At 48.0% G+C, this 22,834-nt stretch carries 28 protein-coding genes; 26 read left to right on the forward strand and 2 right to left on the reverse strand.

All coding sequences use genetic code 11. From position 1 onward, the window contains the following. Positions 1–36: 36 nt before the first annotated feature. The 19 genes from WN59_RS00985 (at position 37) to WN59_RS01075 (ending at position 13,387) form a co-directional block, all read left to right on the forward strand. Positions 37–300 carry an IreB family regulatory phosphoprotein gene (locus tag WN59_RS00985; RefSeq protein ID WP_017548770.1) on the forward strand — a complete coding sequence of 88 codons (264 nt, stop codon included), beginning with the start codon at positions 37–39 and terminating at the stop codon, positions 298–300. Further along, complete coding sequence (ruvX, locus tag WN59_RS00990; protein WP_017548771.1) at positions 293–724, forward strand: Holliday junction resolvase RuvX; 432 nt, start codon at positions 293–295, stop codon at positions 722–724. The genes WN59_RS00985 and ruvX overlap by 8 nt, the downstream gene beginning before the upstream one ends. A gap of 3 nt (positions 725–727) precedes the next feature. Next, complete coding sequence (locus WN59_RS00995) at positions 728–1,033, forward strand: DUF1292 domain-containing protein (RefSeq protein ID WP_017548772.1); 306 nt, start codon at positions 728–730, stop codon at positions 1,031–1,033. A gap of 70 nt (positions 1,034–1,103) precedes the next feature. Continuing rightward, a complete protein-coding gene (gene mltG / locus WN59_RS01000; protein ID WP_046511225.1) occupies positions 1,104–2,234 on the forward strand; it encodes an endolytic transglycosylase MltG in 1,131 nt (376 codons plus the stop codon). A 111-nt stretch (positions 2,235–2,345) separates the two neighbouring features. Then, positions 2,346–2,984, forward strand: a complete 639-nt coding sequence (locus tag WN59_RS01005; RefSeq protein ID WP_046511228.1) for an O-methyltransferase — start codon at positions 2,346–2,348, stop codon at positions 2,982–2,984. Then, positions 2,981–3,601: a uridine kinase gene (gene udk, locus WN59_RS01010; RefSeq protein WP_046511231.1), complete on the forward strand. Its 621-nt coding sequence runs from the start codon at positions 2,981–2,983 to the stop codon at positions 3,599–3,601. Before WN59_RS01005 ends, udk begins: the two co-directional genes overlap by 4 nt. A 37-nt stretch (positions 3,602–3,638) precedes the next feature. Beyond that, positions 3,639–4,115: a transcription elongation factor GreA gene (gene greA, locus WN59_RS01015; protein WP_046511235.1), complete on the forward strand. Its 477-nt coding sequence runs from the start codon at positions 3,639–3,641 to the stop codon at positions 4,113–4,115. Continuing rightward, positions 4,108–4,812: a 5'-methylthioadenosine/adenosylhomocysteine nucleosidase gene (locus WN59_RS01020; RefSeq protein WP_052747211.1), complete on the forward strand. Its 705-nt coding sequence runs from the start codon at positions 4,108–4,110 to the stop codon at positions 4,810–4,812. Before greA ends, WN59_RS01020 begins: the two co-directional genes overlap by 8 nt. Positions 4,813–5,005: 193 nt before the next feature. Next, on the forward strand, positions 5,006–5,530 hold the full coding sequence (locus tag WN59_RS01025) for a YqeG family HAD IIIA-type phosphatase (RefSeq protein ID WP_046511238.1): 525 nt from the start codon (positions 5,006–5,008) through the stop codon (positions 5,528–5,530). A gap of 3 nt (positions 5,531–5,533) precedes the next feature. Beyond that, positions 5,534–6,640 (forward strand): ribosome biogenesis GTPase YqeH, encoded by a 1,107-nt coding sequence (gene yqeH / locus WN59_RS01030; RefSeq protein WP_046511241.1) that lies wholly within the window; start codon positions 5,534–5,536, stop codon positions 6,638–6,640. Then, on the forward strand, positions 6,640–7,449 hold the full coding sequence (gene aroE / locus WN59_RS01035) for a shikimate dehydrogenase (protein WP_046511244.1): 810 nt from the start codon (positions 6,640–6,642) through the stop codon (positions 7,447–7,449). The genes yqeH and aroE overlap by 1 nt, the downstream gene beginning before the upstream one ends. Continuing rightward, the gene (gene yhbY / locus WN59_RS01040) at positions 7,446–7,742 is read left to right on the forward strand and encodes a ribosome assembly RNA-binding protein YhbY (protein ID WP_046511247.1); all 297 of its coding nucleotides are present in this window, start codon (positions 7,446–7,448) and stop codon (positions 7,740–7,742) included. Before aroE ends, yhbY begins: the two co-directional genes overlap by 4 nt. Then, complete coding sequence (gene nadD, locus WN59_RS01045) at positions 7,739–8,302, forward strand: nicotinate (nicotinamide) nucleotide adenylyltransferase (protein WP_046511251.1); 564 nt, start codon at positions 7,739–7,741, stop codon at positions 8,300–8,302. Before yhbY ends, nadD begins: the two co-directional genes overlap by 4 nt. Beyond that, positions 8,292–8,861, forward strand: a complete 570-nt coding sequence (gene yqeK / locus WN59_RS01050; protein ID WP_046511254.1) for a bis(5'-nucleosyl)-tetraphosphatase (symmetrical) YqeK — start codon at positions 8,292–8,294, stop codon at positions 8,859–8,861. Before nadD ends, yqeK begins: the two co-directional genes overlap by 11 nt. Positions 8,862–8,865: 4 nt before the next feature. Next, positions 8,866–9,201: a ribosome silencing factor gene (gene rsfS, locus WN59_RS01055; RefSeq protein ID WP_017548785.1), complete on the forward strand. Its 336-nt coding sequence runs from the start codon at positions 8,866–8,868 to the stop codon at positions 9,199–9,201. Further along, the gene (locus tag WN59_RS01060) at positions 9,188–9,931 is read left to right on the forward strand and encodes a class I SAM-dependent DNA methyltransferase (protein ID WP_046511257.1); all 744 of its coding nucleotides are present in this window, start codon (positions 9,188–9,190) and stop codon (positions 9,929–9,931) included. Before rsfS ends, WN59_RS01060 begins: the two co-directional genes overlap by 14 nt. A gap of 114 nt (positions 9,932–10,045) precedes the next feature. Beyond that, entirely contained in the window at positions 10,046–10,663 is a 618-nt protein-coding gene (locus WN59_RS01065; protein WP_046511258.1) for a helix-hairpin-helix domain-containing protein, read from the forward strand. A gap of 19 nt (positions 10,664–10,682) precedes the next feature. Beyond that, entirely contained in the window at positions 10,683–11,147 is a 465-nt protein-coding gene (locus tag WN59_RS01070; protein WP_046511261.1) for a ComE operon protein 2, read from the forward strand. Next, positions 11,144–13,387: a DNA internalization-related competence protein ComEC/Rec2 gene (locus tag WN59_RS01075; protein WP_046511264.1), complete on the forward strand. Its 2,244-nt coding sequence runs from the start codon at positions 11,144–11,146 to the stop codon at positions 13,385–13,387. The genes WN59_RS01070 and WN59_RS01075 overlap by 4 nt, the downstream gene beginning before the upstream one ends. Before the next feature lie 14 nt (positions 13,388–13,401). Here WN59_RS01075 and WN59_RS13450 read toward each other — a convergent pair whose 3' ends face one another. Then, a complete protein-coding gene (locus WN59_RS13450; RefSeq protein WP_017548790.1) occupies positions 13,402–13,539 on the reverse strand; it encodes a YqzM family protein in 138 nt (45 codons plus the stop codon). Positions 13,540–13,631: 92 nt separating this feature from the next. Here WN59_RS13450 and holA point away from each other — a divergent pair, with 92 nt between their 5' ends. Further along, positions 13,632–14,594, forward strand: coding sequence for a DNA polymerase III subunit delta (gene holA, locus WN59_RS01080; protein ID WP_052747215.1), 963 nt, complete (start codon positions 13,632–13,634; stop codon positions 14,592–14,594). Positions 14,595–14,656: 62 nt separating this feature from the next. Here holA and rpsT read toward each other — a convergent pair whose 3' ends face one another. Beyond that, entirely contained in the window at positions 14,657–14,902 is a 246-nt protein-coding gene (rpsT, locus tag WN59_RS01085) for a 30S ribosomal protein S20 (protein WP_046511267.1), read from the reverse strand. A 161-nt stretch (positions 14,903–15,063) separates the two neighbouring features. Between rpsT and lepA the strand changes: the two genes are divergently transcribed. The 6 genes from lepA to dnaJ all read left to right on the forward strand — a co-directional run bounded on the left by lepA (position 15,064) and on the right by dnaJ (position 22,833). Next, the gene (gene lepA / locus WN59_RS01090) at positions 15,064–16,887 is read left to right on the forward strand and encodes a translation elongation factor 4 (protein ID WP_046511270.1); all 1,824 of its coding nucleotides are present in this window, start codon (positions 15,064–15,066) and stop codon (positions 16,885–16,887) included. Positions 16,888–16,932: 45 nt separating this feature from the next. Beyond that, entirely contained in the window at positions 16,933–18,048 is a 1,116-nt protein-coding gene (gene hemW, locus WN59_RS01095; RefSeq protein ID WP_046511273.1) for a radical SAM family heme chaperone HemW, read from the forward strand. Between the two features lie 96 nt (positions 18,049–18,144). Continuing rightward, positions 18,145–19,131: a heat-inducible transcriptional repressor HrcA gene (gene hrcA, locus WN59_RS01100; protein WP_046511278.1), complete on the forward strand. Its 987-nt coding sequence runs from the start codon at positions 18,145–18,147 to the stop codon at positions 19,129–19,131. 5 nt (positions 19,132–19,136) lie between these two features. After that, the gene (gene grpE, locus WN59_RS01105; protein WP_046511280.1) at positions 19,137–19,721 is read left to right on the forward strand and encodes a nucleotide exchange factor GrpE; all 585 of its coding nucleotides are present in this window, start codon (positions 19,137–19,139) and stop codon (positions 19,719–19,721) included. A gap of 47 nt (positions 19,722–19,768) precedes the next feature. Further along, a complete protein-coding gene (dnaK, locus tag WN59_RS01110) occupies positions 19,769–21,610 on the forward strand; it encodes a molecular chaperone DnaK (protein WP_046511284.1) in 1,842 nt (613 codons plus the stop codon). 95 nt (positions 21,611–21,705) lie between these two features. Continuing rightward, positions 21,706–22,833: a molecular chaperone DnaJ gene (gene dnaJ / locus WN59_RS01115; protein WP_046511286.1), complete on the forward strand. Its 1,128-nt coding sequence runs from the start codon at positions 21,706–21,708 to the stop codon at positions 22,831–22,833. Position 22,834: the final 1 nt, after the last annotated feature.

The following is a 22,834-nucleotide window of genomic DNA, read 5'->3' on the forward strand; positions in this document are numbered from 1 at the left end:
TAGAATATAAATGCTAGTAGGATGGGAGTGCTGATTTTGAATCAATTTGACGAAACGATGAAGTTCAATGTTGAAGATACACAGGCACACGATGTCAAAGAAATACTCGCCAATGTCTATAACACCCTGGAGGAACGCGGCTATAATCCTATCAACCAGATTGTCGGCTATCTCCAGAGTGGCGATCCGGCCTATATTCCGCGCCATAACGAAGCACGGAACCACATACGTCACGTGGACCGCGATGAGATCATGGAAGTTCTGGTCAGGACGTATATCGAGCGGGAGATAAATGACTAGGACGCTCGGCCTGGATGTTGGCACCAAAACAGTCGGGGTCGCCCTCAGTGACGCACTGGGATGGACGGCCCAGGGTTTGACGACTCTGAAAATTGATTCTGAAAATGGTCATTTCGGCATTGATGAAGTGGTGAAAATAACAGAAGAGAATGATGTATCCACCATTGTGGTCGGACTGCCAAAGCACATGAACAACTCCATAGGCGAGAGCGGTGAGCGTTCCATCCATTATAGTAAATTGCTTGAAAACAGCATGCCAGATGTTAAAATACTATTATGGGATGAGCGTCTCAGCACCGCGGGTGCCGAGAGAACGCTGCTTGAAGCGGACGTCTCCCGCAAAAAACGGAAAGCTGTGATCGACAAGATGGCCGCAGTATTCATACTGCAGGGCTTCCTTGATAATCCGGCTAAAGGAGAATAACCAATGAGTCAGGAAGAAATGGATTTTAACCAGGAAGAAGAGCTTCTTACGTTGTACGACGAGGAAGGCAATGAAGTGCTGTACCGCAAAATGCTTGAATTCCACCATCCTGAATTCGAGAAGGACTATGTCATTCTCGCAGAAGAGGGCAACTTCTCAAATGATGATGAAGAGATTGAACTCATCCCGATGATAAATGTTGCCGATGAAGACGGCGAAGGCGGGAAATTCCTGCCGGTTGAAACAGATGATGAGTGGGATATGATCGAAGAAGTGGTCAACACCCAGATGGATGACCCGGAAGAGTAGGTCATCTGCAAAAGGTTACAGAATGGCTTCCAATGAGAATTGGAAGCTATTTTTGGGATAGGAGTTTTATATGAGTAGAAATGATGATATCAAATTTTCAAAGAATGTATCTTCCTACCTGTCATTGTTCGTCATCGGAATATTGGCAATTGGCCTGATCATTGCAGCAATCGTTGTTTACATGTACATAAAATCAGGTTCTGAGCCTCTCGATGCCAATTCGACCGAGACAAAACAGGTTGTCATCGAACAGGGATCATCAGCTGGGATGATCGGGCAGCAGCTGGAAGATGAAGGTATCATAAGGAATGGCATGATGTTTGAGTATTTCCTCAAACTCAACAGCATCACTGATTATCATGCCGGGGAATACGAACTGTCACCGAGCATGGACTTCGAGCAGATTGCCAAAACACTGGAGACGGGACGCATCTATCAGGAAGTACTGTACCGTCTGACAGTGCCGGAGGGCTATTCGGTCGAAGAGATTGCGGCCCAGGCTGAAGAACAGCTGCCGGTTGCAGCAGACCGCTTCATGGAACTCATGGAGGATGAGGAGTTCATCAGATCCCTGATCGAGGAATATCCTGAAATGCTGTCTGATGAAATACTCGATGAAGATGTGAAGTACCCGCTTGAAGGTTATCTGTATCCGGCCACCTACGACATAACAGAGGAAGAACCGAAAATTGAAGACCTCATCCGCAAGATGCTGGATGCGACACAGACCAACAGCTACAGTGTCTATAACTCCGTGGACAGCTACAGCATCAATCTGGAAGGTGAAAACAAGGAGCTCACGTTCCATGAATTCCTGACACTTTCATCTCTGGTGGAAAAAGAGGCGACTTCGCTTGCAGACCGTTCCAAGATCGCCAGCGTTTTCCTGAACAGGATGTCCGAAAACCCGGCGATGCCGCTGCAGACGGACCCGACGGTCCTCTATGCGCTCGGCGAGCATCAGGAACGTACACTGTTCGAGGACCTAGAGGTCGAGGACCCTTACAACACCTACATTCATACCGGCCTGCCGCCGGGGCTGATCGCGTCACCCGGACTCGAGTCGCTGCAGAGCACGATGAACCCTTCGAATACTGATTACTATTACTTCCTTGCCGACAGCGAGGGCAACAATCACTTTGCCCGGACTTTCGAAGAACATGTTGAAAACAGGGAAAAATATATAAATAATCAGGAGTAGTTGGTGAAAATCACCTTTTCAAGTGATATAAACTGTGCTACTATGAATTGTGATAAATATAGCAACTGATAACGAAAGTTATCAGTTGTATTTTTTATATGTGGTGAGGACATGGAAATATTTGAATATATTGAGAGTATGAACAGCAGACCGGAACTGTTCCCTGACGTGCTCGCTTATGCCAGGGAGCACAAAGTACCGATCATGGATCCCGATGCCCTGCAGGTGATGAAGCATCATATGCACCTTACAGGCGCAGAACGCATACTTGAAATTGGTACTGCAATCGGTTACAGTGCGCTGCATATGCTTTCTGTCAGTGACGACGTGGAAGTCGTGACGATAGAGAAGGATGCGGACAGCCACAGGACGGCGAAAGCTTTCTTCGGGACATATGAAGTGGCCGGGAGAGTCGATCCGATACTCCGGGACGCCAAAGAAATCGATCCTGAAATGCTCAGAGGGCCGTTCGACATGCTGTTAATTGACGCATCAAAGGGCAACAATGAATACTTCTTCGAAAACTTCAGCCCGTTTGTAAAAGACGGGGGGCTCATCATAGTGGATAATATTCTGCTCCGGGGCCTCGTGGTCGAAGAGGAAATCCAGTCGAGGAACAGACGGCGCATGAAGGAGAAAGTCGATGCGTTCAATAAAAAGATTGCCGCATCGGGGATGCTCTCATCATTCCTTCCAGTCGGGGACGGGCTGCTTATCATCAGTAAACAGGAAGAGGGAAAGAACGCATGAACAGACCGACGATCATTGGGATAGCCGGGGGGTCCGGATCTGGGAAGACCTCGGTTACCAGAAAAATAATGGAGGCACTGGATGGTCACAGCGTCGTTCTGATCGAACAGGATTACTACTATAAAGATCAGAGTGAAAAAACTTTCGAAGAGCGTCTTGAGACCAACTATGACCATCCTTTCGCGTTCGACAACGATCTGCTCATTTCTCACGTCAGGCAGCTTCTGGACCGGAAGGCCGTGGAAGTGCCGACGTACAATTACGAAATCCATACGAGAAGTGACAGGACGATTCTGGTCGAACCGAGGGATGTCATCATCATCGAGGGGATTTTTGCCCTCGAAAATGAAACACTCAGGAATCTGATGGATGTGAAACTATATGTCGATACTGATTCTGATATCAGGATCCTCCGCCGTATGCAGCGTGATATCGAAAAACGCGGCAGGACGATGGATTCCGTCATCAACCAGTATTTGACGGTTGTCCGCCCGATGCATCTCCAGTTCATCGAGCCGACAAAACGTTTCAGCGATGTCATCATCCCCGAGGGCGGGGAGAACAATGTCGCAATCGACCTGATAACAACCAAGATAAGAACATTGATAAACAATTAGAATCAGCTAAAACAAAGAATTTTATGGAGGAATTATGATGGACATGCAAAAAGAATTTCCGATGACGCAGAGTGGTTATGAACAACTGCAGGAGGAGCTTGAGCAGCTCAAGACGGTCAAGCGTCCTGAAGTGGTGGAAAAGATAAAAGTGGCCAGGAGTTTCGGCGACCTTTCCGAGAACTCCGAATACGACGCCGCCAAAGACGAGCAGGGATTCGTAGAGCAGGAGATCACCAAGATCGAGGACATGATCCGCCATGCCAAGATCATTGAAGAGAACAACAACAAAAACGAAGTGCAGCTCGGCAACACTGTGACATTCACTGAGCTTCCCGACGGGGACAAAGAGGAATACCAGATTGTGGGGAGCGCGGAAGCGAACCCGTTCGAAGGGAAAATCTCCAATGAGTCGCCAATCGCAAAGGCACTGCTGGGTGCAAAGCTCAAAGACGAGATCAACGTTCCGCTCCCGAACGGCAATGACATGAAAGTCAAGATCGTTTCCATTGACTGACAGCACGGTCATAGGAATCATCGGTGCGATGAAGCCTGAAGTTGATATCCTGAAGGAGTGGATGGATATCAGCGCCACGGACAGCATTGCCCATACCAAGGTGTACCGGGGACAGCTTGCAGGCCGTGAAGTGGCCCTTGTAGAAAGCGGCATAGGCAAAGTGAATGCGAGCATGATCACCGCGCTGCTGCTTGAGAAGTATGATGTGCGCATCGTCATCAATACCGGAGTCGCGGGTGCCCTGTCTGACAAACTAGATGTGACGGATATGGTTGTGAGCACTTCTGTACTCCATCATGATGTGGATGCGGTCGAGTTCGGTTATGACCTCGGCCAGGTGCCGGGCATGCCGAAGTTCTATCTTGCGGACAAAGGGCTCTCCAAGCTTGCGCTTGAGGCGATCAGCAGCAACCCGGATATCAAAGGCCACGGCGGCCTCGTCGTGAGCGGGGATTCATTCATAAGCAGCAGCGGGCAGAAGCAGGCGATTACAAACAACTTCAGGCAGGCACTTGCGGTGGACATGGAATCTGCAGCCATTGCACAGACATGCTACCAGTACTCGACCTCATTTGTCATCATCCGGTCGATTTCCGATAAAGCCGATGACAGCGCGGATATGACATATGATGAATTTTTAGCGAAAGCTTGTATTCATTCGTCTGAAGTTGTAAAATCATTATTGAAGGACTTGTAATTTGGAGGGATATCCATGCTTTTTCTCATGATCATTTCAATCGTCATTACAGTCGTTATCGGATACCTTGTATACAGGGATACTGAAACAGAGGATAATGAAATCGTTGAATAATCCATAAAGCGCCTTAATTTATTAAGGCGCTTTTAATTTTGTGTTAAAATATAGGAAAACTCATCAGAGGTGCAATATAGTGAAGCTCTTGGAAAAATATTTCCTGCCCAGTGATTATGTGAAGCATTTTTACTCCATTACGCCTGAATACCTGAAGGCACGTGGCATCAGTGCGGTGATTACCGACCTTGACAATACGCTTGTCGGATTTGATGAAGCGCATGCCAATGATGTGGTCATCAATTGGTTCAAGACGCTGAATGTCCATGATATCAAAGTGACGATCGTATCCAACGGCAACAGGACCCGGGTGAGCGGATTCTGCGATCCGCATGACATCGATTATATATTCAGCGCAGGCAAGCCGTTGGGCAAATCATTCAGGAAAGCAGTCCGCATGATGGATGTCGAACCGTCATCCACTGTGATGGTCGGCGACCAGCTAATGACTGATATTTTCGGCGCCAACAGGGCGGGGCTCGAAAGCATACTCGTCCTGCCGGTCAAAAAGAAAGACGGCTGGGCGACGCTGCTCAACCGCAGGATAGAGAGGCGGATCATGAAGTACTTCGACCGGAAAGGTCTGATCAATTGGGGGGAATGAAATTTGGAACAGCTTAAATGTATCGGCTGCGGCGCTGTGCTGCAGTCGGAGGACGAAACGAAACCGGGCTTCATACCGGCAAGCGGCATGGGCCGCGAAGACGCAATATGCAAAAGGTGCTACCGCCTGAAGCACTACAATGAAGTGATGGACCTGGATGTGGATTCAGGGGAATTCATGGCGATGCTCAATGCACTTTACGAGACGGACGGCCTGATTGTGAAAGTGCTCGATGTCTTTGATTTCAATGGCAGCATCATTCCGTCATTCAACAGGATTGTCGGTGATAAGAAGGTGCTTGCAGTCATCAATAAGATCGATCTGCTGCCGCGGTCCGTCAACAGGAACAGAGTCGTGCACAGGGCCAAGCACATGCTCAGCGAGGCCGGCATCAAAGCGGTCGATACCGTCGTCATCAGCGCGAAAAAGAACGAGGGCATAGACATGCTGGTCAGGAAGATGCAAGACCTCGCCCGCGGGCAGGATGTATATGTGGTCGGCACGACAAATGTCGGGAAATCGACACTGATCAACAAACTGATCGAAAACACCACCGGTGACAAAGAGGTCATCACCACAAGCAAATTCCCGGGCACAACACTCGATCTCATCGATATACCGCTCGGCGGGGATTCCTACATCTTCGACACACCGGGCGTCGTGGTGGACTCACAGATGGCCCATTATGTTCATAAGGATTCACTGAAGTACATCACCCCGGGCAAAGAGATAAAATCCAAGGGATTCCAGCTCGACCCGGGGCAGACCCTGTTCATCTCAAACCTTGCCCGCATCGACTTCACTGACGGCGGCCGCAGCAGTTTCAATGTGTATGCCTCCGACAAGGTGAACATCCACAGGACCAAACTTCGCAATGCGGATGAATTCTATGACAGGCATTACAATGGCCTGCTTGCTCCGCCGGAAATTGACCGGCCGTACCTCTCTGAAGAGTTTTCGGAGTTCGAATTCACTACAGACGCAGACAGTGACATATCAATCAGCGGACTGGCTTTCATCTCCACGGGCCCTGGAGCCACAGTGCGCGTAAGAGTGCCGAAAGGCGTGGATGTCGTTTTAAGACCGACTATATTTAAAGGTGGGGTATGATGGGTAGATATGCAGTAATAGGTCATCCGATTGCCCATACGCTGTCCCCGCTCATCCATCGGGCAAATTTTGAAGCAAAAGGGACTTCGGATGAGTATAAGGCACTGGACATCTCCCCGGGCCAGCTCAAGTTCATCCGGGAAATCGCAGAAGAGGAATCGCTCGATGGATTCAACGTGACAATCCCCCATAAAGAGAGCATAATGGAGTTTTTGGATGCCGTGGACGACGGTGCGAAGCTGATTGGCGCCGTCAATACCGTCTCTGTAGTAAAAGGTGTCTTCAAGGGCTATAATACAGATATTTCCGGGTACATGAATGCATTCACAGGGCGTTTCGGAGAAAAGAAGCGCCGCGTACTGATCATCGGTGCCGGCGGTGCTGCGAAAGCTGTCCAGAAGGCGCACAGTGACCATGGCGACGAGGTGACTGTGGCAGCCAGACGCCGGGAGAGCTTCAACCGGTTCAACACGGAGGACTTCACCAGACTGCTCATAAGTGATATACAGGAAGACGCGCGGTATGACGCAATCATCAATGCAACACCAGTCGGCATGAAGCATGAAGATGTATTTTCGGTAATGGGTATTCCAGGTTCCATCATCAAAGACGGGACCATCGGCATGGACCTGATATATCAGCCGGAAACGACGCCGTTTCTGACCCGCTTTAATGAAGGAAATGCGATGAATGGCCTGCCGATGCTGGTTTCACAGGCAATGGATGCCTATACCATATGGACCGGCGAAGCGGGCGATTACGCCGCGGCAAATAAAAAATGCAAGGAATATTTTGGAGGTAAATCATGAATAATTTAACTTCACGCCAAGTGAAGCAGCTCAAATCCAAGGCACATCATCTGAGTCCGATTTTTCAGGTCGGAAAAAACGGGGTCAATGAAAATTTCACGGAACAGATCAGTGATGTTCTGGAGAAAAGGGAACTTATAAAAATTTCGGTGCTGCAGAACTGTCTTGAAGACAAGGATGATATCGCGAAACAGATCAGTGATGCCACAGAGAGTCACATAGTGACGGTCATCGGCAATACGATCATCCTCTACAAACAGTCGGAAAAAGCCGGGAAAATCGAACTGTCATGAAGATGGCCGTTTTTGGCGGGACTTTTGATCCGGTCCATATCGGGCATGTGCATGCAGTCGTGGAGGCGAAGATCGCCCTCGGCCTGGACAGGGTCATTTTCGTGCCGGCACGGCAGTCACCGCTTAAAACAGTCTCCCCTGCAGGAGATGCACACCGTCTGGAAATGCTGCACCGGGCTACAGACGTCTATGATTTCATGGAGATCGATACCTTTGAGCTGGAACAGGAGGGTGTCAGCTACACTTACGACACCGCTTCGTACCTTTCGGAAAAGTACCCGGAGGATGAACTTTATTTCCTCATGGGAGTGGATCAGTATCTTGATTTTGATAAATGGCATAATAACGATGGATTGCTCAGACTGATGAGGTTTGCTGTGATGGCCCGGGCTTCCGAGGAAGTGACGGTGAAAGATCCTTTCATCTGGGTCCAGCAGCCGGTCGTGGAAGTTTCTTCGACGATCATACGGGAACGCATTGCTGAAGGCGGTATAGTGCGCCATCAGCTGAATGACACTGTCCATGACTATATAAAGGAGCAGAGATTGTATGAAGCGTAAGGAAGCAGTCAGGCTTGTGAAAGAGAAGCTGCCGGAAAAGAGATATAAACATTCCAGACGTGTGGCTGAAACTGCCGAAGAGATGGCAAAGATCTTTGAAGGCGATGCGGATAAATGCTATCTGGCAGGCATGCTCCATGACTATTCAAAATACGACGAGCTCAGCGACATGTACCAGTATGTGACCGGATATGAACTGGACCCGAACCTTCTGGGCTTCAAATCGGAAGTGCTGCACGGGCCGGTGGCGGCTGTCAGGATGAGAGAGGAATTCGGCGTCGAGGATGAGGAGATATTCCAGGCGATCACGAATCATACTTCGGGCAGAGCCCAGATGATGCTGAACGAGAAAATCATTTTCGTCGCAGACTATATAGAACCAAAAAGGAGCCAGCCGGGTGTCGATTATATCCGTGATATCGTTTTTGAAAAACAGGACCTGGATTTCGCAGTATATGAAATTACCAAAGCGAACATACTGCACCTGGTGGCAAAGGACCGGCCGGTCTACATGAGGACCGTGGAGTGTCTGAACTACTATAATATGGTGAAGGAGTGAAACGATGCAGAGTGAAGAGCTTTTGCAGTTGATGATCGAAGCATGTGATGATAAGCGTGCTGAAGATATAATGAAATTCAACGTGACTGAAACGAGCAGTGTGACCGACTATTATATCATCTGTCACGGGACTTCCGACAGGCAGGTACAGGCGATCGCTGACGAAATCAAGGAGGTCGCGAAGGATTACGGCATAGAACCTGTGGTCGAGGGCTACAGGGAGGCGAAATGGATATTGTGTGATGTTGACAATGTCGTCATCCATGTATTCCACAAACCTGAACGCGACTACTATAACCTTGAACGACTGTTCCAGAATGGTGAGCATGTTGAAGTCTGAGGCAGCATACAGACAATTCAGCAGGTACTATGATGAACTGACATATGATATGCCGTATGCACTCTGGCTCGATATCATCCATCAATTCAAGGGCGGGCGCCGTTCATTGCTCGATATCGGCTGCGGGACCGGAAACCTTACCGGAATGCTTGAGTATGAAGACATCTCCGCATTCGACCAGTCCGGGTACATGGTTGCACAGGCCAGGGAGAAGGGACCGGAAGACATCGGGTATTTTACAGATGACATGCGGTATTTTGAACTGGACAGGACATTCGATGTCATCTGTGCCACAGTGGACGTACTGAACTACTGCCAGGATCCCGAGGAAGTGATGAAGGTTTTCACTCAGGTGAAAAAGCATCTGTCGGATGACGGTGTCTTCATCTTTGATATACACAGCGCATACAAGATGGAGAATGAACTGAATGGTGTCACATACAGTGACGAAACGGAACATATCACCTATATATGGCATGCAATACCCGGTGAGTGTCCCTTGTCCGTCATCCATGACATGACATTCTTTGTTCGTGATGAAGAGAGTGGCAGTATGTACAGGCGCTTCAGTGAGACGCATGCCCAGCGGACCTACAGGCATAGGGATATGATCAGGATGATTGATGATGCCGGTCTGACACTGGACTTTGCATTCAGTGATTTTGATATGGACAATGCAGTGACCGAGGTCTGCGACCGAGTGTTCTATGTTGTCAAAAAAACTTTGTGACCCTTAGGTTGCAAAGTTTTTTTGAGTTATTTTATTTATTTGACGAAAGAAATAATCAAATCAGGCCTTTTTATCCATATATATATATAAAGAGCTTTTTTAAGGAGGAGTATCATGGATATCAAGGTTTTCTGGAAGCGTTACAATCTCTATATTGCGGGCGGGCTTTTTCTCGTCGCTGCTGCTGCCCTGGCTTTTCTGTTTTTTTCCGGTGACCACGGGGCTGAGGCGGTTGAGCCGTTCCCCGTCCAGGATTTCACTGAAGAGAGTGAAGAGGCGCCGGCTGAGCCTTTGGATGTCAGCATCTTTGTTGAAGTGAAGGGGGCGGTGAAGTACCCCGGCGTTTTTGAAATGCCGAAGGATGCCAGGGTGAAGAATGTGCTGGAAATGGCTCAGCCTGATGCCGGTGCCGATCTTCTGACTGTCAACCAGTCGATGAAACTGGCAGATGAGATGGTGGTCTATGTGCCTAAGAAAGGCGAGACCGGGAAATTCGACCCGGCTGCCGGCTTCGGATCCCGGACAGATGAGGGGAATGATACAGTCAATATAAATACCGCCGGTGTTCCGGAGCTTACGAGCCTGAACGGAATCGGGGAGAAGAAGGCGCAGGTTATCATCGATTACCGGGAGGAGAGTGGATTGTTCATGGCGCCCGAGGATCTGATGAATGTACCGGGAATCGGAGAAAAAACTTTTGAAAGTCTCAAACCATATATTACAATAGATTAAAAGAGAGAAGCGGGGGATAATTTTGAGAATCGACTGGCATGATTATTTTTTGGCACAAAGTCACCTGCTCAGCCTCAGGTCCACATGTGAAAGGCTGAAAGTGGGTGCAACCATCGTTAAGGAAAACCGCGTCATAGCGGGTGGATATAACGGTTCCGTATCCGGTGAGGATCACTGCATTGATGTGGGGTGTCTCCTCGAGGACGGACACTGCATACGCACCATCCATGCTGAGATCAACGCACTGCTGCAATGCTCGAAGTTCGGTGTATCAACAGAAGGGGCTAGTGTCTACATTACCCATTTTCCATGTGTACACTGTACGAAATCACTCATACAGGCCGGCATCAGCAATATATATTATGCCAGGGACTACAAGAATCATGAGTATGCCCTGTATCTTCTGGATAAGACGGGAGTCCATTACGAACGCATCGATTTCGATAATGAGCGTGTCGCCCATTATTTTGAGAGCATCGTATGATTGCCTTTCTGACTTTTCTGTCCATGATCAACGGCTACATCAGTCTTGGATCCCCTTCCGTGGGGATCTTTTTTATATTGGTCTCAATTACAATCGCCTGGCGGAAATTCCATTCTGTAAAAATAGTCAGCGCATTTCTACTGCTCACAGCCTTCACCATGACGGCTGTTTTTTTATTGCCTGATAATATTGAAGAGGACCGTGTGGGGCATGTGACCGTCACAGGATACAAGTATTACAGGGACGGTATTGCCCATGTTGTGACAAACGGTGAGGAAACATATGACATGTTCCTGGATGAGCCGGTGAAACTTGCGGTCGGACAAACATGCAGCGATGCCTTCCGGGTCACGGTGCCCGGCGAGGAGCGTAATTTCATAAAGAGGGACGAACGCCTTAACATGAAAATGAACGGGCTGGACGGGCGCATCTATCATGATAGCATCGAACAGGCCGATTGTGCCGGGACGGAGATGACATTCGGTATGCATCTATCCGTCATGAGGGATAAATATATAAGCAGGATGCTCTCCAGATCGGAGTATGACTATGCCTTCGATATCCTCACGTTGTCAATCGGCAATAAATCCTACATCACTCCGGATTTTTTTGACGCTCTGCAGAAGCTTGGCATATATCATCTGTATGTCATTTCAGGCACCCATGTCGCATTTGTCAGCGGTATATTGTTCTTTGTGCTCAAGCGTATGCGGTTGACGATAAATATGATAAAGATAATCATGATCATCTGTCTGCTGCTGTTCCTCATGCTGAATTTCTTCAGCCCGAGTGTCCTTAGGGCAGTTCTGATGGCCATCATCCTGATTATCACTTCGTTCTTCAGGGCCAAACCCTATCTGACGGTGATTTCGGTCACTGCAATCATACAAATCATGTACAACCCATGGGTGATGTACCATGCCGGGTTCCAGCTTTCCTATATCACTACCTATCTCATAATACTGAGCCGGCCGTACTGGCAGGACAAAACACCATTGGTCCAGCTGATGGCTATAACAGCCATTGCCGAAGTTTCGACACTTACAGTTGTACTTCAGCAGTTCAATGAAATAAGTGTCAGCGGCCTGGTCATGAATTTCATCTTTGTACCGCTGTTCTCTTTCCTTATCTTTCCGATGGTCATCATCTACAACTTCATGGCATTTACTGTCTTTCCGGGTTTTGCCGATGAAATATATCATTTTGTATTTGCGGGGTTGAGGGAGCTGATTCTCTTTCTGTCCAGCTCTTTCAGGCACCGTTTTTCTGTTCACAGTCCCAATGCTGTCTGGCTCATAGTGCTCAGCGTCCTGTCATATATGATCATGAGGGAGATTTGTCTTGGCAGTTTCAAAAGAATATGCATGTATGCAGGGTTATTCATGTTCAGCATCATTATGCTGGACAAGGCTTCGTGGTATGACTATACCGTCACGATGGTGGATGTAGGTCAGGGTGATGCGTTTATCGTGGAAGACCACAGGAATAATGCAACAGTTCTGATAGATACAGGCGGTAAGTTCTATCCGGAGGAAAACGGCTTCCCGCTGTCCGAGAAAACAGTCCTTCCCTATCTTAAGGAAGCCGGAATCGACCGTCTGGATATGATGGTCCTGTCACACATGGACCTGGATCATACAGGGGAAGCTCAGCATATCCTGAAGAATGTGCAGGTCGGGCATATCTATGTAAATCCGGGAGACCCGGCGTTTTTGGATTGGTATCAGACAGAGGGTGTCGGTGATTATGAAGGGCATTTTGTCAATGCCATGGAAACAAAAGAGGTGGATATTGGAGGTATCAGGATGAAAAAGCTGTTCCCGGAGGAGAATCCCGGCGGCGATGACTCAAATCAGCATTCACTTGTGATGATGGTGAATACCGGAAGGTTCAATTTCCTGTTCACCGGGGATACAGATACAGAGATGGAGGCGCAGATGATTGAAATGTATGGTCATCTTGAGATGGATGTATTAAAATTGGCACACCATGGCTCAAACACCTCGACAGGAGAACGGTTTATCCAGAATACCGATTTCAGTTATGCGGTCATATCCGCCGGAGTGGATAACAGGTACGGGCACCCGCATCCTGAAGTGACCGGGCGGCTCACGCATGCGCGGATTTTTGATACTTCAGAGCACGGCATGGTCCGTTTTAACATCCGTGGCGATGAAATGTGTGTCGAAACAAAGCTCGCACCGGAGCTTGATCACTGCATAAAAAAAGAGCTGCCTTAGCAGCTCGCGGATCACTACATGTCTGCAACGATCTGGAAGATCTGTGCGATGACGTAGATTACAGTCAATCCTGCAAACCCTACGACAAATGCCAGGCCGGAATCAATTACATCATTGTTTTTGGATTGTACATGTTTTTCGAATTTATTCATGGAATTACCTCCTAAACATATCAATTACAGTATAGGATAAATCGCTTAAAAAAGCTATAATAGAATGAGAATAATATGGGAGTGACTCAATTTTGGAACGACTGCAGCTGATATATGGTTCGAATACCATGCGCATAACAGAGATGGCCAGGGAACTCGCCGGTTCATTCCTCGAAGAACCGGATGAGTTCAGCCTTGTCACTCTGAACTACAAAGAAACCACGGTGGAGGCAATCATAGAAGAAGCACAGACACTGCCGTTCTTGTCCGACAGGAAGGCGGTCGTCGTGAACGATGCATTCTCATTTACCGGCGCAAGAGTGAAATCGGAAGTGAACCATGACATCGACCGCCTCGTCGACTACCTGACGAATAAGAATGACGATACACTGCTCGTATTCAAAGTGTTCAGTGAACAGCTGGATAACCGTAAGAAAATCACCAAGATAATGAAGCAGAAGGGAAACGTCACGGAAGTGGCCGAAATGAATGAGCAGGAAATCCGCCAGTATCTTTCCGGGATGCTCCGGGACAATGATGTGTCGATGGACAAGCGGGCGATGGATGCATTCATCAGCCGCACGGGCATAAGCTATGAAACGGTGACCAATGAAATGCATAAACTGATCCTCTATACGGAGGGGACTGTGACTGCCGGGGACGTGGAAGCGGTCGTCAGTGTCAGCCTGGAGCAGAACATTTTCAAGCTGACCGACCTCATCCTGTCCAAAAAGAAGGCGCAGGCGGTCGGCCTGTTGCGGGAACTGATTCTGCAGAAGGAGGAGCCGATGCAGCTGCTTCATCTGATCATCGGGCAGTTCAGGCTTTTGTATCAGGTCAAGCTTCTGCTCTCACAGGGCTATCAGGCGGATAATATCGCCCGCTCTCTGAAAGTCCATCCATACAGGGTGAAGCTCGCCAGCCGTGATGTGGGCAGGTACAGCCAGGAAGTGCTCGAAGGCAAGATGGTGATGTGCCGGGACATCGACTATAAATTCAAATCAAGCTACCTCGACAGGGATACACTGTTCGAGCTGTTCGTGCTCGAAATATGAAAAACCGGTGCGAGGGCACCGGTTCATTTTTGGCATAAAAAAAACCTTCCGGAGGGAAGGTTTTATTTTGACATGAGTCTGGATTTCATACGTGCAGCTTTGTTCGTGTGAACAAGGTTTTTCTTTGCTGCTTTATCAACATTTTTAACTGCTTCAGACACAAGTGCGTCAACGTTTTCTGCATTGTTTTCTTTAGCGGTCATCGCGCGCTTGACTGCAGTACGCATTTCATTCTTCTGGGCAATGTTCTGGGCATTTGCCGCTTCGCTTGTTTTAACTCGTTTGATTGCTGATTTAATGTTAGGCATAGCATTCACCTCCGTCCCGGACTTGTACAACTTTAATTGCAACAAAAGTTATTTTACCAAAGGTGCTCATCTTATGCAATATAAATGGGAAAATGAATTGAAGAAAAATTTGATTGTTGATATAATACAACCATTGTCAATAAGAGAAAGTTGGAAGATATATGAATGATCAAGAGCGTATTGAACGACAGGAAAAGATAAGAAATTTTTCAATCATTGCGCATATCGACCACGGTAAATCCACGCTGGCCGACCGTATTCTGGAAAACACTAAGTCGGTCGCCTCCAGGGAGATGAAGTCACAGCTTTTGGACTCGATGGATTTAGAGCGTGAGCGCGGTATCACAATCAAACTGAATGCCGTTCAGTTGAAATACACAGCCAAGGATGGCGAAGATTATATTTTTCATCTGATAGATACGCCGGGGCACGTAGACTTTACATACGAGGTTTCCCGGTCTCTCGCTGCATGCGAGGGGGCGGTACTTGTAGTCGATGCTGCACAGGGGATCGAAGCCCAGACTCTTGCCAACGTCTACCTCGCCCTCGACAACGACCTCGAACTCATCCCGGTAATCAATAAAATAGACCTTCCCGCTGCCGATCCGGACCGCATTGCTCAGGAAGTGGAGGATGTTGTGGGGCTGCCCAAAGAAGATGCAATCAAAGCATCCGCCAAAGCCAACATCGGCATAGAGGAGATTCTTGAGAGTATCGTGGAAACAGTGCCTGCTCCCGCGGGAGATCCTTCCGCACCATTGAAAGCGCTGATATTCGATTCCATATTCGATCCGTACAGGGGTGTCATCTCCTCGATCAGAATCATGGAAGGTACAGTCAGAGCGGGGGATAAGATCAGAATGATGGCGACGGGCAAGGAATTTGAAGTTGCCGAAGTCGGCATCAACACACCAAAGCCGATGGCGGTAGAAGAATTGACGGTCGGCGATGTAGGTTTCCTCACCGCAGCTATCAAAACAGTCGGTGACTCCCGCGTAGGGGACACGATAACACTTGCTGCCAACCCTGCTGCGACACCGCTTAAAGGATATAAGAAGATGAATCCGATGGTGTTCTGCGGCATGTATCCGATCGATTCCAACAAATACAATGATCTTCGGGATGCACTGGAAAAACTTGAACTGAATGATTCGTCACTGGAGTATGAACCTGAAACCTCCCAGGCACTCGGCTTCGGGTTCCGCACCGGATTTCTTGGACTGCTCCACATGGAAATCGTGCAGGAGCGAATAGAAAGGGAGTTCGGCATCGAACTCATCGCCACCGCACCGTCGGTGATCTATGATGTACATATGACTGACGGTTCGAAAGTCATAGTGGACAACCCTTCACAGATGCCGGATCCGCAGAAAGTGGACCGTATCGAAGAGCCTTATGTGAAGGCGACAATCATGGTCCCGAGTGACTATGTCGGCTCGGTGATGGAACTGTGCCAGAGAAAACGCGGCAACTTTGTCACCATGGATTATCTGGATGATATTCGCGTCAATATCATATATGAAATCCCGCTTTCTGAAATCGTATTTGATTTCTTTGACCAGCTGAAATCGAATACGAAAGGGTATGCATCCTTCGACTATGAACTGATCGGCTACAAGGAAAGCAGGCTCGTCAAGATGGATATCCTGCTGAATAATGAAAAGGTGGATGCTCTGAGCTTCATCGTCCACCGTGACTTTGCCTATGAACGCGGCAAGCTCATCGTGGAAAAGCTCAAGACGCTGATTCCGCGCCAGCAGTTCGAAGTGCCCGTACAGGCTGCCATCGGACAGAAAATCATCTCACGCACCAACATCAAATCCATGGGTAAGAATGTCCTTTCCAAATGTTACGGAGGGGACATAAGCCGTAAACGCAAACTGCTTGAAAAACAAAAAGAAGGTAAGAAAAAAATGAAGTCAGTCGGGAATGTGGAAATACCACAGGAAGCATTCCTCGCTGTTCTTAAAATGGATGAAGAGTAACAGCCACTGTACCAGTGGCTTTTCCTTTTGATTGGAGTGAATTTGATGGCAGAGAGCATGTATATCCATATTCCATTCTGCAACCGTATCTGTACCTATTGTGATTTCAACAAAGTGCTGATCGACAACCAGCCGGTGGATGCATATGTGGACGCATTGATCAAAGAGATGAAACAGATTGAGCCGATGACGCTGCGCACAATTTTTGTCGGCGGCGGCACCCCGACCGCTTTGAGCGAAGCACAGTTGGAAAAGCTGCTCATTGAAATAGACAGCAGATTCACAGTAACGGAAGAGTTCAGTTTCGAGGCGAATCCGGATGAACTCACGATGGCAAAGCTCGACCTGCTCCATAAATACGGGGTGAACCGGATCAGTCTCGGTGTTCAGACATTCAATGATGAATTGCTGAAAGTTCTCGGACGCTCACACAATTATGATGATATATTCCGGGCGATCAGCCATCTGGAGGAGATCGGGCTGACCAACTATTCGATAGACCTTATGTATAATCTCCCCGGCGAAACGATGGACGACATCAAAGACAGCCTGAAATATATTTCCGAACTCAAGCCGAAGCACATCTCATGGTATTCACTGATCATCGAACCGCATACTGTCTTTTACAACCGGATCCGAAAAGGGCTGATGAAAGTGGATGATGATGAAGCCGAAGGTGAAAAATATATGTATATCATGGGTGAACTTGCAAAACTCGGCTACCCTCAGTACGAGATATCGAATTACTCAGAGAGAGAATATGAATCTGCACATAATAAGACTTATTGGAAGAATGATGAATACTTCGGCCTCGGAGCGGGTAGTCACGGATATGTCGGCGGAAAAAGGTATTACAATATAAAGCCTGTGAACCACTACATTCAGGCGATGGAAGAAAAAGGTTCAGCGGTTAAAGAGACCATTGAACTGACGCTTAAGGAACAGATGGAGGAAGAGATGTTCCTCAGCCTGCGCATGAACCGCGGCGTCGACATGCGCCGCTTTGAGGAAAAATACGGCAGGAGCCTGAATTCTGTATACGGTGATGTGATCGATGATGAAAAAGGGAAAGGGAACCTCATGGAAAAGGATGGTTTCATCAGTCTGACGAAAGCGGGAAGGCTTGTCGGCAACAGTGTTTTCATCGGTTTTTTAAACTAAATCAATAAATGGGCCCTTTACGATTGACATACTTTGACCAATTTGATAAATTAATATTGGCACTTAAGGAGATGGAGTGCTAATGAGGTGATGTCAATGTTAACAGACAGACAGAAAATCATCCTCTATTCAATCGTGGATGATTTTTTGAATGTTTTGACGCCGATTAGCTCTAAACACCTGATTGACAAGTATAACCTTGATATTTCATCAGCGACCGTAAGAAACGACATGGCCAGGCTGGAAGCGGAAGGTTTTTTGACAAAGCCCCATACTTCCGCCGGGCGGATCCCTTCGAGGAAAGCGCTGAGGCATTATATCGGAATGCTGACGGATCAGCTGAGCGGAGAGACCGATTTCGGTCTGAAACGCAAATCGGTCCTTGCTGATGGGATGGAACACAACGAAATGAGTCAGGCACTTGCCGACTTTTTCAGCGGGATGACGAGCTATCTGACACAGGTTTCAATGACTGAAGAGGATGAGCTGGTGAAAGGGATCTACCTGACACCCATAACGACGTCTACATTACTTGTCATCATCGTCCTGGAGTCAGGGGCCATCAAGAAGATACCGATCGGAATGAGTGAGGATATCACCATGCCGGACCTTGAAAAGCTGGGCAATGAGTTGAATTTTGCTGTTGTCGATCAGCCGCTCAGTAAGATGGCGGTGAGGATGGTTGACAGAACTTCAACAGATCCCCTCAATATTCTTAAGACGGATATCATTGATGGCATTACGGACGGAATCCATGGACAGAAGCTTATCAGCGGCCGCTCAGGTTTCAATCATCTGATCCATCAGATCAACCAGGACACGAGCACCCTGCAGCTTCTGTATAATGATATGGAATCGGATCAGTTGAACGAACTCATCGATCTGAATACAATTGATGGTGTTGACGTATTCTTCGGTGATGAACTTAACAGGAACTATGATTCCATATCGGTAATTACCACGAACTTTGACATTTTTGGTCGAAGGGCAAATCTGATGGTTATCGGTCCCGAAATAATGAGCTACAAAGAAGTCATCAGACTGTTGTACTCGTTCAGGAACCAGGAACGTGAAAGGGAGTGACTGCAATGGCAGAAAAAGAAAAGAACGAAGAAGTAATCCAGGATGAAAACCTGACCTCTGATGAAGCGCAGGCTGATACTGCAGACGGAGCAGAAGAGACAGTTGAAGCATCGGTTGGGGAAGTGCCGGAGACGGATCCCAAAGATGTTGAAATAGAGTCGCTCAAAGAACAGGTGGAGGCAGAAGAAAACAAGTATCTGAAGATGCTTGCGGAATTCGAGAACTACAAACGCCGCACAAAGCAGGAGATCGAACTGAACAACAAGTATAAAGATCAGAATATTGCAGAGGACCTCCTGCCGATACTCGACAACCTCGAGAGAGCACTCAAGATCGAAGGCGAAACGGAAGCATTCAAATCGCTTTCCAAAGGTGTGGAGATGGTCTACAATGATCTGGTCAACACACTCATGAGCCATGACATCAACGAAATCAAGGCAACAGGCGAAGTATTCGATCCAAACTATCATCAGGCTGTGATGACAGAGGCGTCCGGAGACGAACCGGGCATCATCATTGAGGAGTTCCAGAAAGGGTATACTCTGAAAGATCGTGTCATCCGTGCAAGCATGGTCAAAGTCAGTGAATAATTAAATTCATATAATCATTTGAACTAGTAATTAGGAGGAATTTTTTTATGAGTAAAGTAATAGGTATTGACCTCGGTACTACAAACTCTGTTGTATCTGTTCTGGAAGGCGGCGAAGCCAAAGTCATCCAGAATCCGGAAGGCAACCGTACAACACCTTCTGTAGTATCCTTCAAAAATGGTGAAAAACAAGTTGGGGAAGTAGCCAAACGTCAGGCAATCACGAACCCGAATACCATCATGTCCGTCAAGAGGCATATGGGTACAGACTACAAAGAGAAAGTGGAAGATAAAGAATATACACCGCAGGAAATTTCTGCAATGATTCTTCAGAACCTGAAAGAAACTGCAGAAAGCTACCTGGGTGAAAAAGTCTCAAAGGCAGTCGTTACTGTGCCTGCATATTTCAATGACTCCGAAAGACAGGCGACTAAAGACGCCGGACGCATTGCTGGCCTTGAAGTTGAACGTATCATCAACGAGCCGACTGCAGCTGCGCTTGCATACGGCCTTGACAATAATGAATCAGAAGAAAAGGTCCTGGTGTTCGACCTTGGCGGCGGTACTTTCGACGTCTCCATCCTTGAACTCGGCGATGGTGTGTTCGAAGTGCTCTCCACGGCGGGCGACAACAGACTCGGCGGGGACGACTTCGATGACGTCATCATCGATTTCCTTGTTGAAACATTCCAAAAAGAAAATGGTATCGACCTTTCCAAAGACAAAATGGCGATGCAGCGTCTGAAAGATGCAGCCGAAAAAGCGAAGAAAGACCTTTCAGGCGTATCTTCAACACAGATTTCACTGCCATTCATTTCTGCGGGTGAGGCAGGACCGCTGCACCTTGAAACTTCACTTACACGTGCGAAATTCGAAGAGCTTACTCATAAGCTTGTAGAACGTACGATGGGTCCTACACGCCAGGCGATCAAAGATGCCGGCATCGACAGAAATGAAATTGACGAAGTGATTCTTGTCGGCGGCTCTACACGTATCCCGGCTGTACAGGACGCCATCAAAAAAGAAGTAGGCAAAGATCCCAACAAGAGTGTCAACCCGGATGAAGTTGTGGCAATGGGTGCTGCGATTCAGGCCGGTGTACTTTCCGGAGATGTTCAGGACGTGGTCCTTCTCGATGTGACTCCGCTGTCACTCGGTATTGAAACTATGGGCGGTGTTTCCACAGTGCTCATCGAAAGGAATACAACAATCCCGACAAGCAAGTCACAGGTATTCTCAACAGCCTCTGACAATCAGCCTGCGGTTGATATCCATGTGCTCCAGGGTGAACGTCCGATGGCGCAGGACAATAAGACTCTCGGACGCTTCCAGCTTACGGATATTCCACCGGCACCACGAGGTGTCCCTCAGATCGAAGTGACATTCGATATCGACAAAAACGGTATCGTGAACGTTGCTGCAAAAGATCAGGGCACAGGCAAAGAACAGAAGATCACCATCGAATCCAGCTCCAACCTTTCAGATGAGGATATCGACAGGATGGTCAAGGAAGCCGAAGAGAATGCTGAAGCGGATAAATCACGCCGTGAGGAAGTAGATCTCCGCAACGAAGCTGAACAGCTCGCGTTTACTACAGATAAGACAATCGAAGACCTTGGCGATAAAGTGGAGGCTGAAGAGAAAGAAAAAGCCGAAGCTGCGAAAGAAGAGCTCAACAAAGCACTTGAAGGATCTGACCTCGAAGAGATCAAATCCAAAAAGGATGCGCTCCAGGAAATCGTACAGGGCATGTCCATGAAACTTTACGAACAGATGGCCCAGGAACAGCAGGCTGCTGAAGGCGCTGAAGGCCAGGAGTCCGGCGGCCAGTCTGACGACGATGTTGTCGATGCAGATTTCAAAGAAGTGGACGAAGATGATAAGAAATAATATATGATATTGAATGATGAATGAAGAAAGTCAAAGCCAACAGCATTGGCTTTGACTTTTTTAAATGATATAGTAAATAAGCTGGAGGCGATCAAATGGCGAAAAGAGACTACTATGATGTACTTGGAGTGGATAAGAATGCCTCTAAGGATGAAATTAAGAAGGCATACCGCAAACTCTCCAAAAAATATCATCCGGATATAAATAAAGAAGAAGGCTCGGACGAGAAGTTCAAGGAAGTATCCGAAGCCTATGAAGCATTGAGCGACGATGACAAACGTGCACAGTATGACCGCTTCGGACATGAGGGGATGAACCAGCAGTTCGGTGGCGGCGGAGGAGGATTCTCCGGTGCCGGCGGCTTTGGCGGTTTTGAAGATATATTCAGCTCATTCTTCGGCGGTGGCGGCCGCATGGATCCGAATGCTCCGAGAAAAGGCGACGATCTTCAGTATACGATGACGGTCAGCTTTGATGAAGCTGTCTTCGGAGTGACGAAGACCATCACCATCAAAAAGGAAGTTACCTGCGAAACATGTGACGGCAGCGGTGCCAAACCGGGAACTTCGAAATCGACATGTAAGATGTGTTCCGGCGCAGGCCGCGTAGCAGTTGAACAGAATACCCCATTCGGCAGAATACAGACAGAGCGCACATGTCCGACATGTAACGGTACAGGCGAAGAGATCGAAGATCCTTGCAACAACTGTAAAGGCGCAGGCACTGTGACCAAGGATGTCCAGATCGAAGTGACAGTACCGGAAGGTGTCGACAACGGCCAGCAGATCCGTCTGCAGGGCAAAGGTGAACCTGGTGTAAACGGCGGACCGGCGGGAGACCTCTATATCGTATTCCGCGTAAAACCGGACAAACGATTCACCCGTGACGGTGACGACATCCACTTTGAACAGCCGATATCGTTTGCACAGGCGGCCCTTGGCGACGAGGTGAAAGTGCCGACAATCAATTCCGAAGTCGTGCTCACGATTCCTGCCGGCACGCAGTCGGGCAAGCGTTTCCGTCTGAAGGAAAAAGGTGTCAAGAATGTTCATGGCTACGGATACGGAGATCAGTTTGTCACCATCAGTGTTGTAACGCCTACCAAGCTTTCGGATAGGGAAGCAGACCTGTTCAGGCAGCTCGCGGAACACAGCGGGGAAGAGATTAATGAACAGAATGAAAACTTCTTCGATAAAACAAGACGTTTTTTTAAGGGTGACTAAT

The sequence above is a fragment of the Salinicoccus sediminis genome, assembly GCF_000986795.1.
Classification (GTDB): domain Bacteria; phylum Bacillota; class Bacilli; order Staphylococcales; family Salinicoccaceae; genus Salinicoccus; species Salinicoccus sediminis.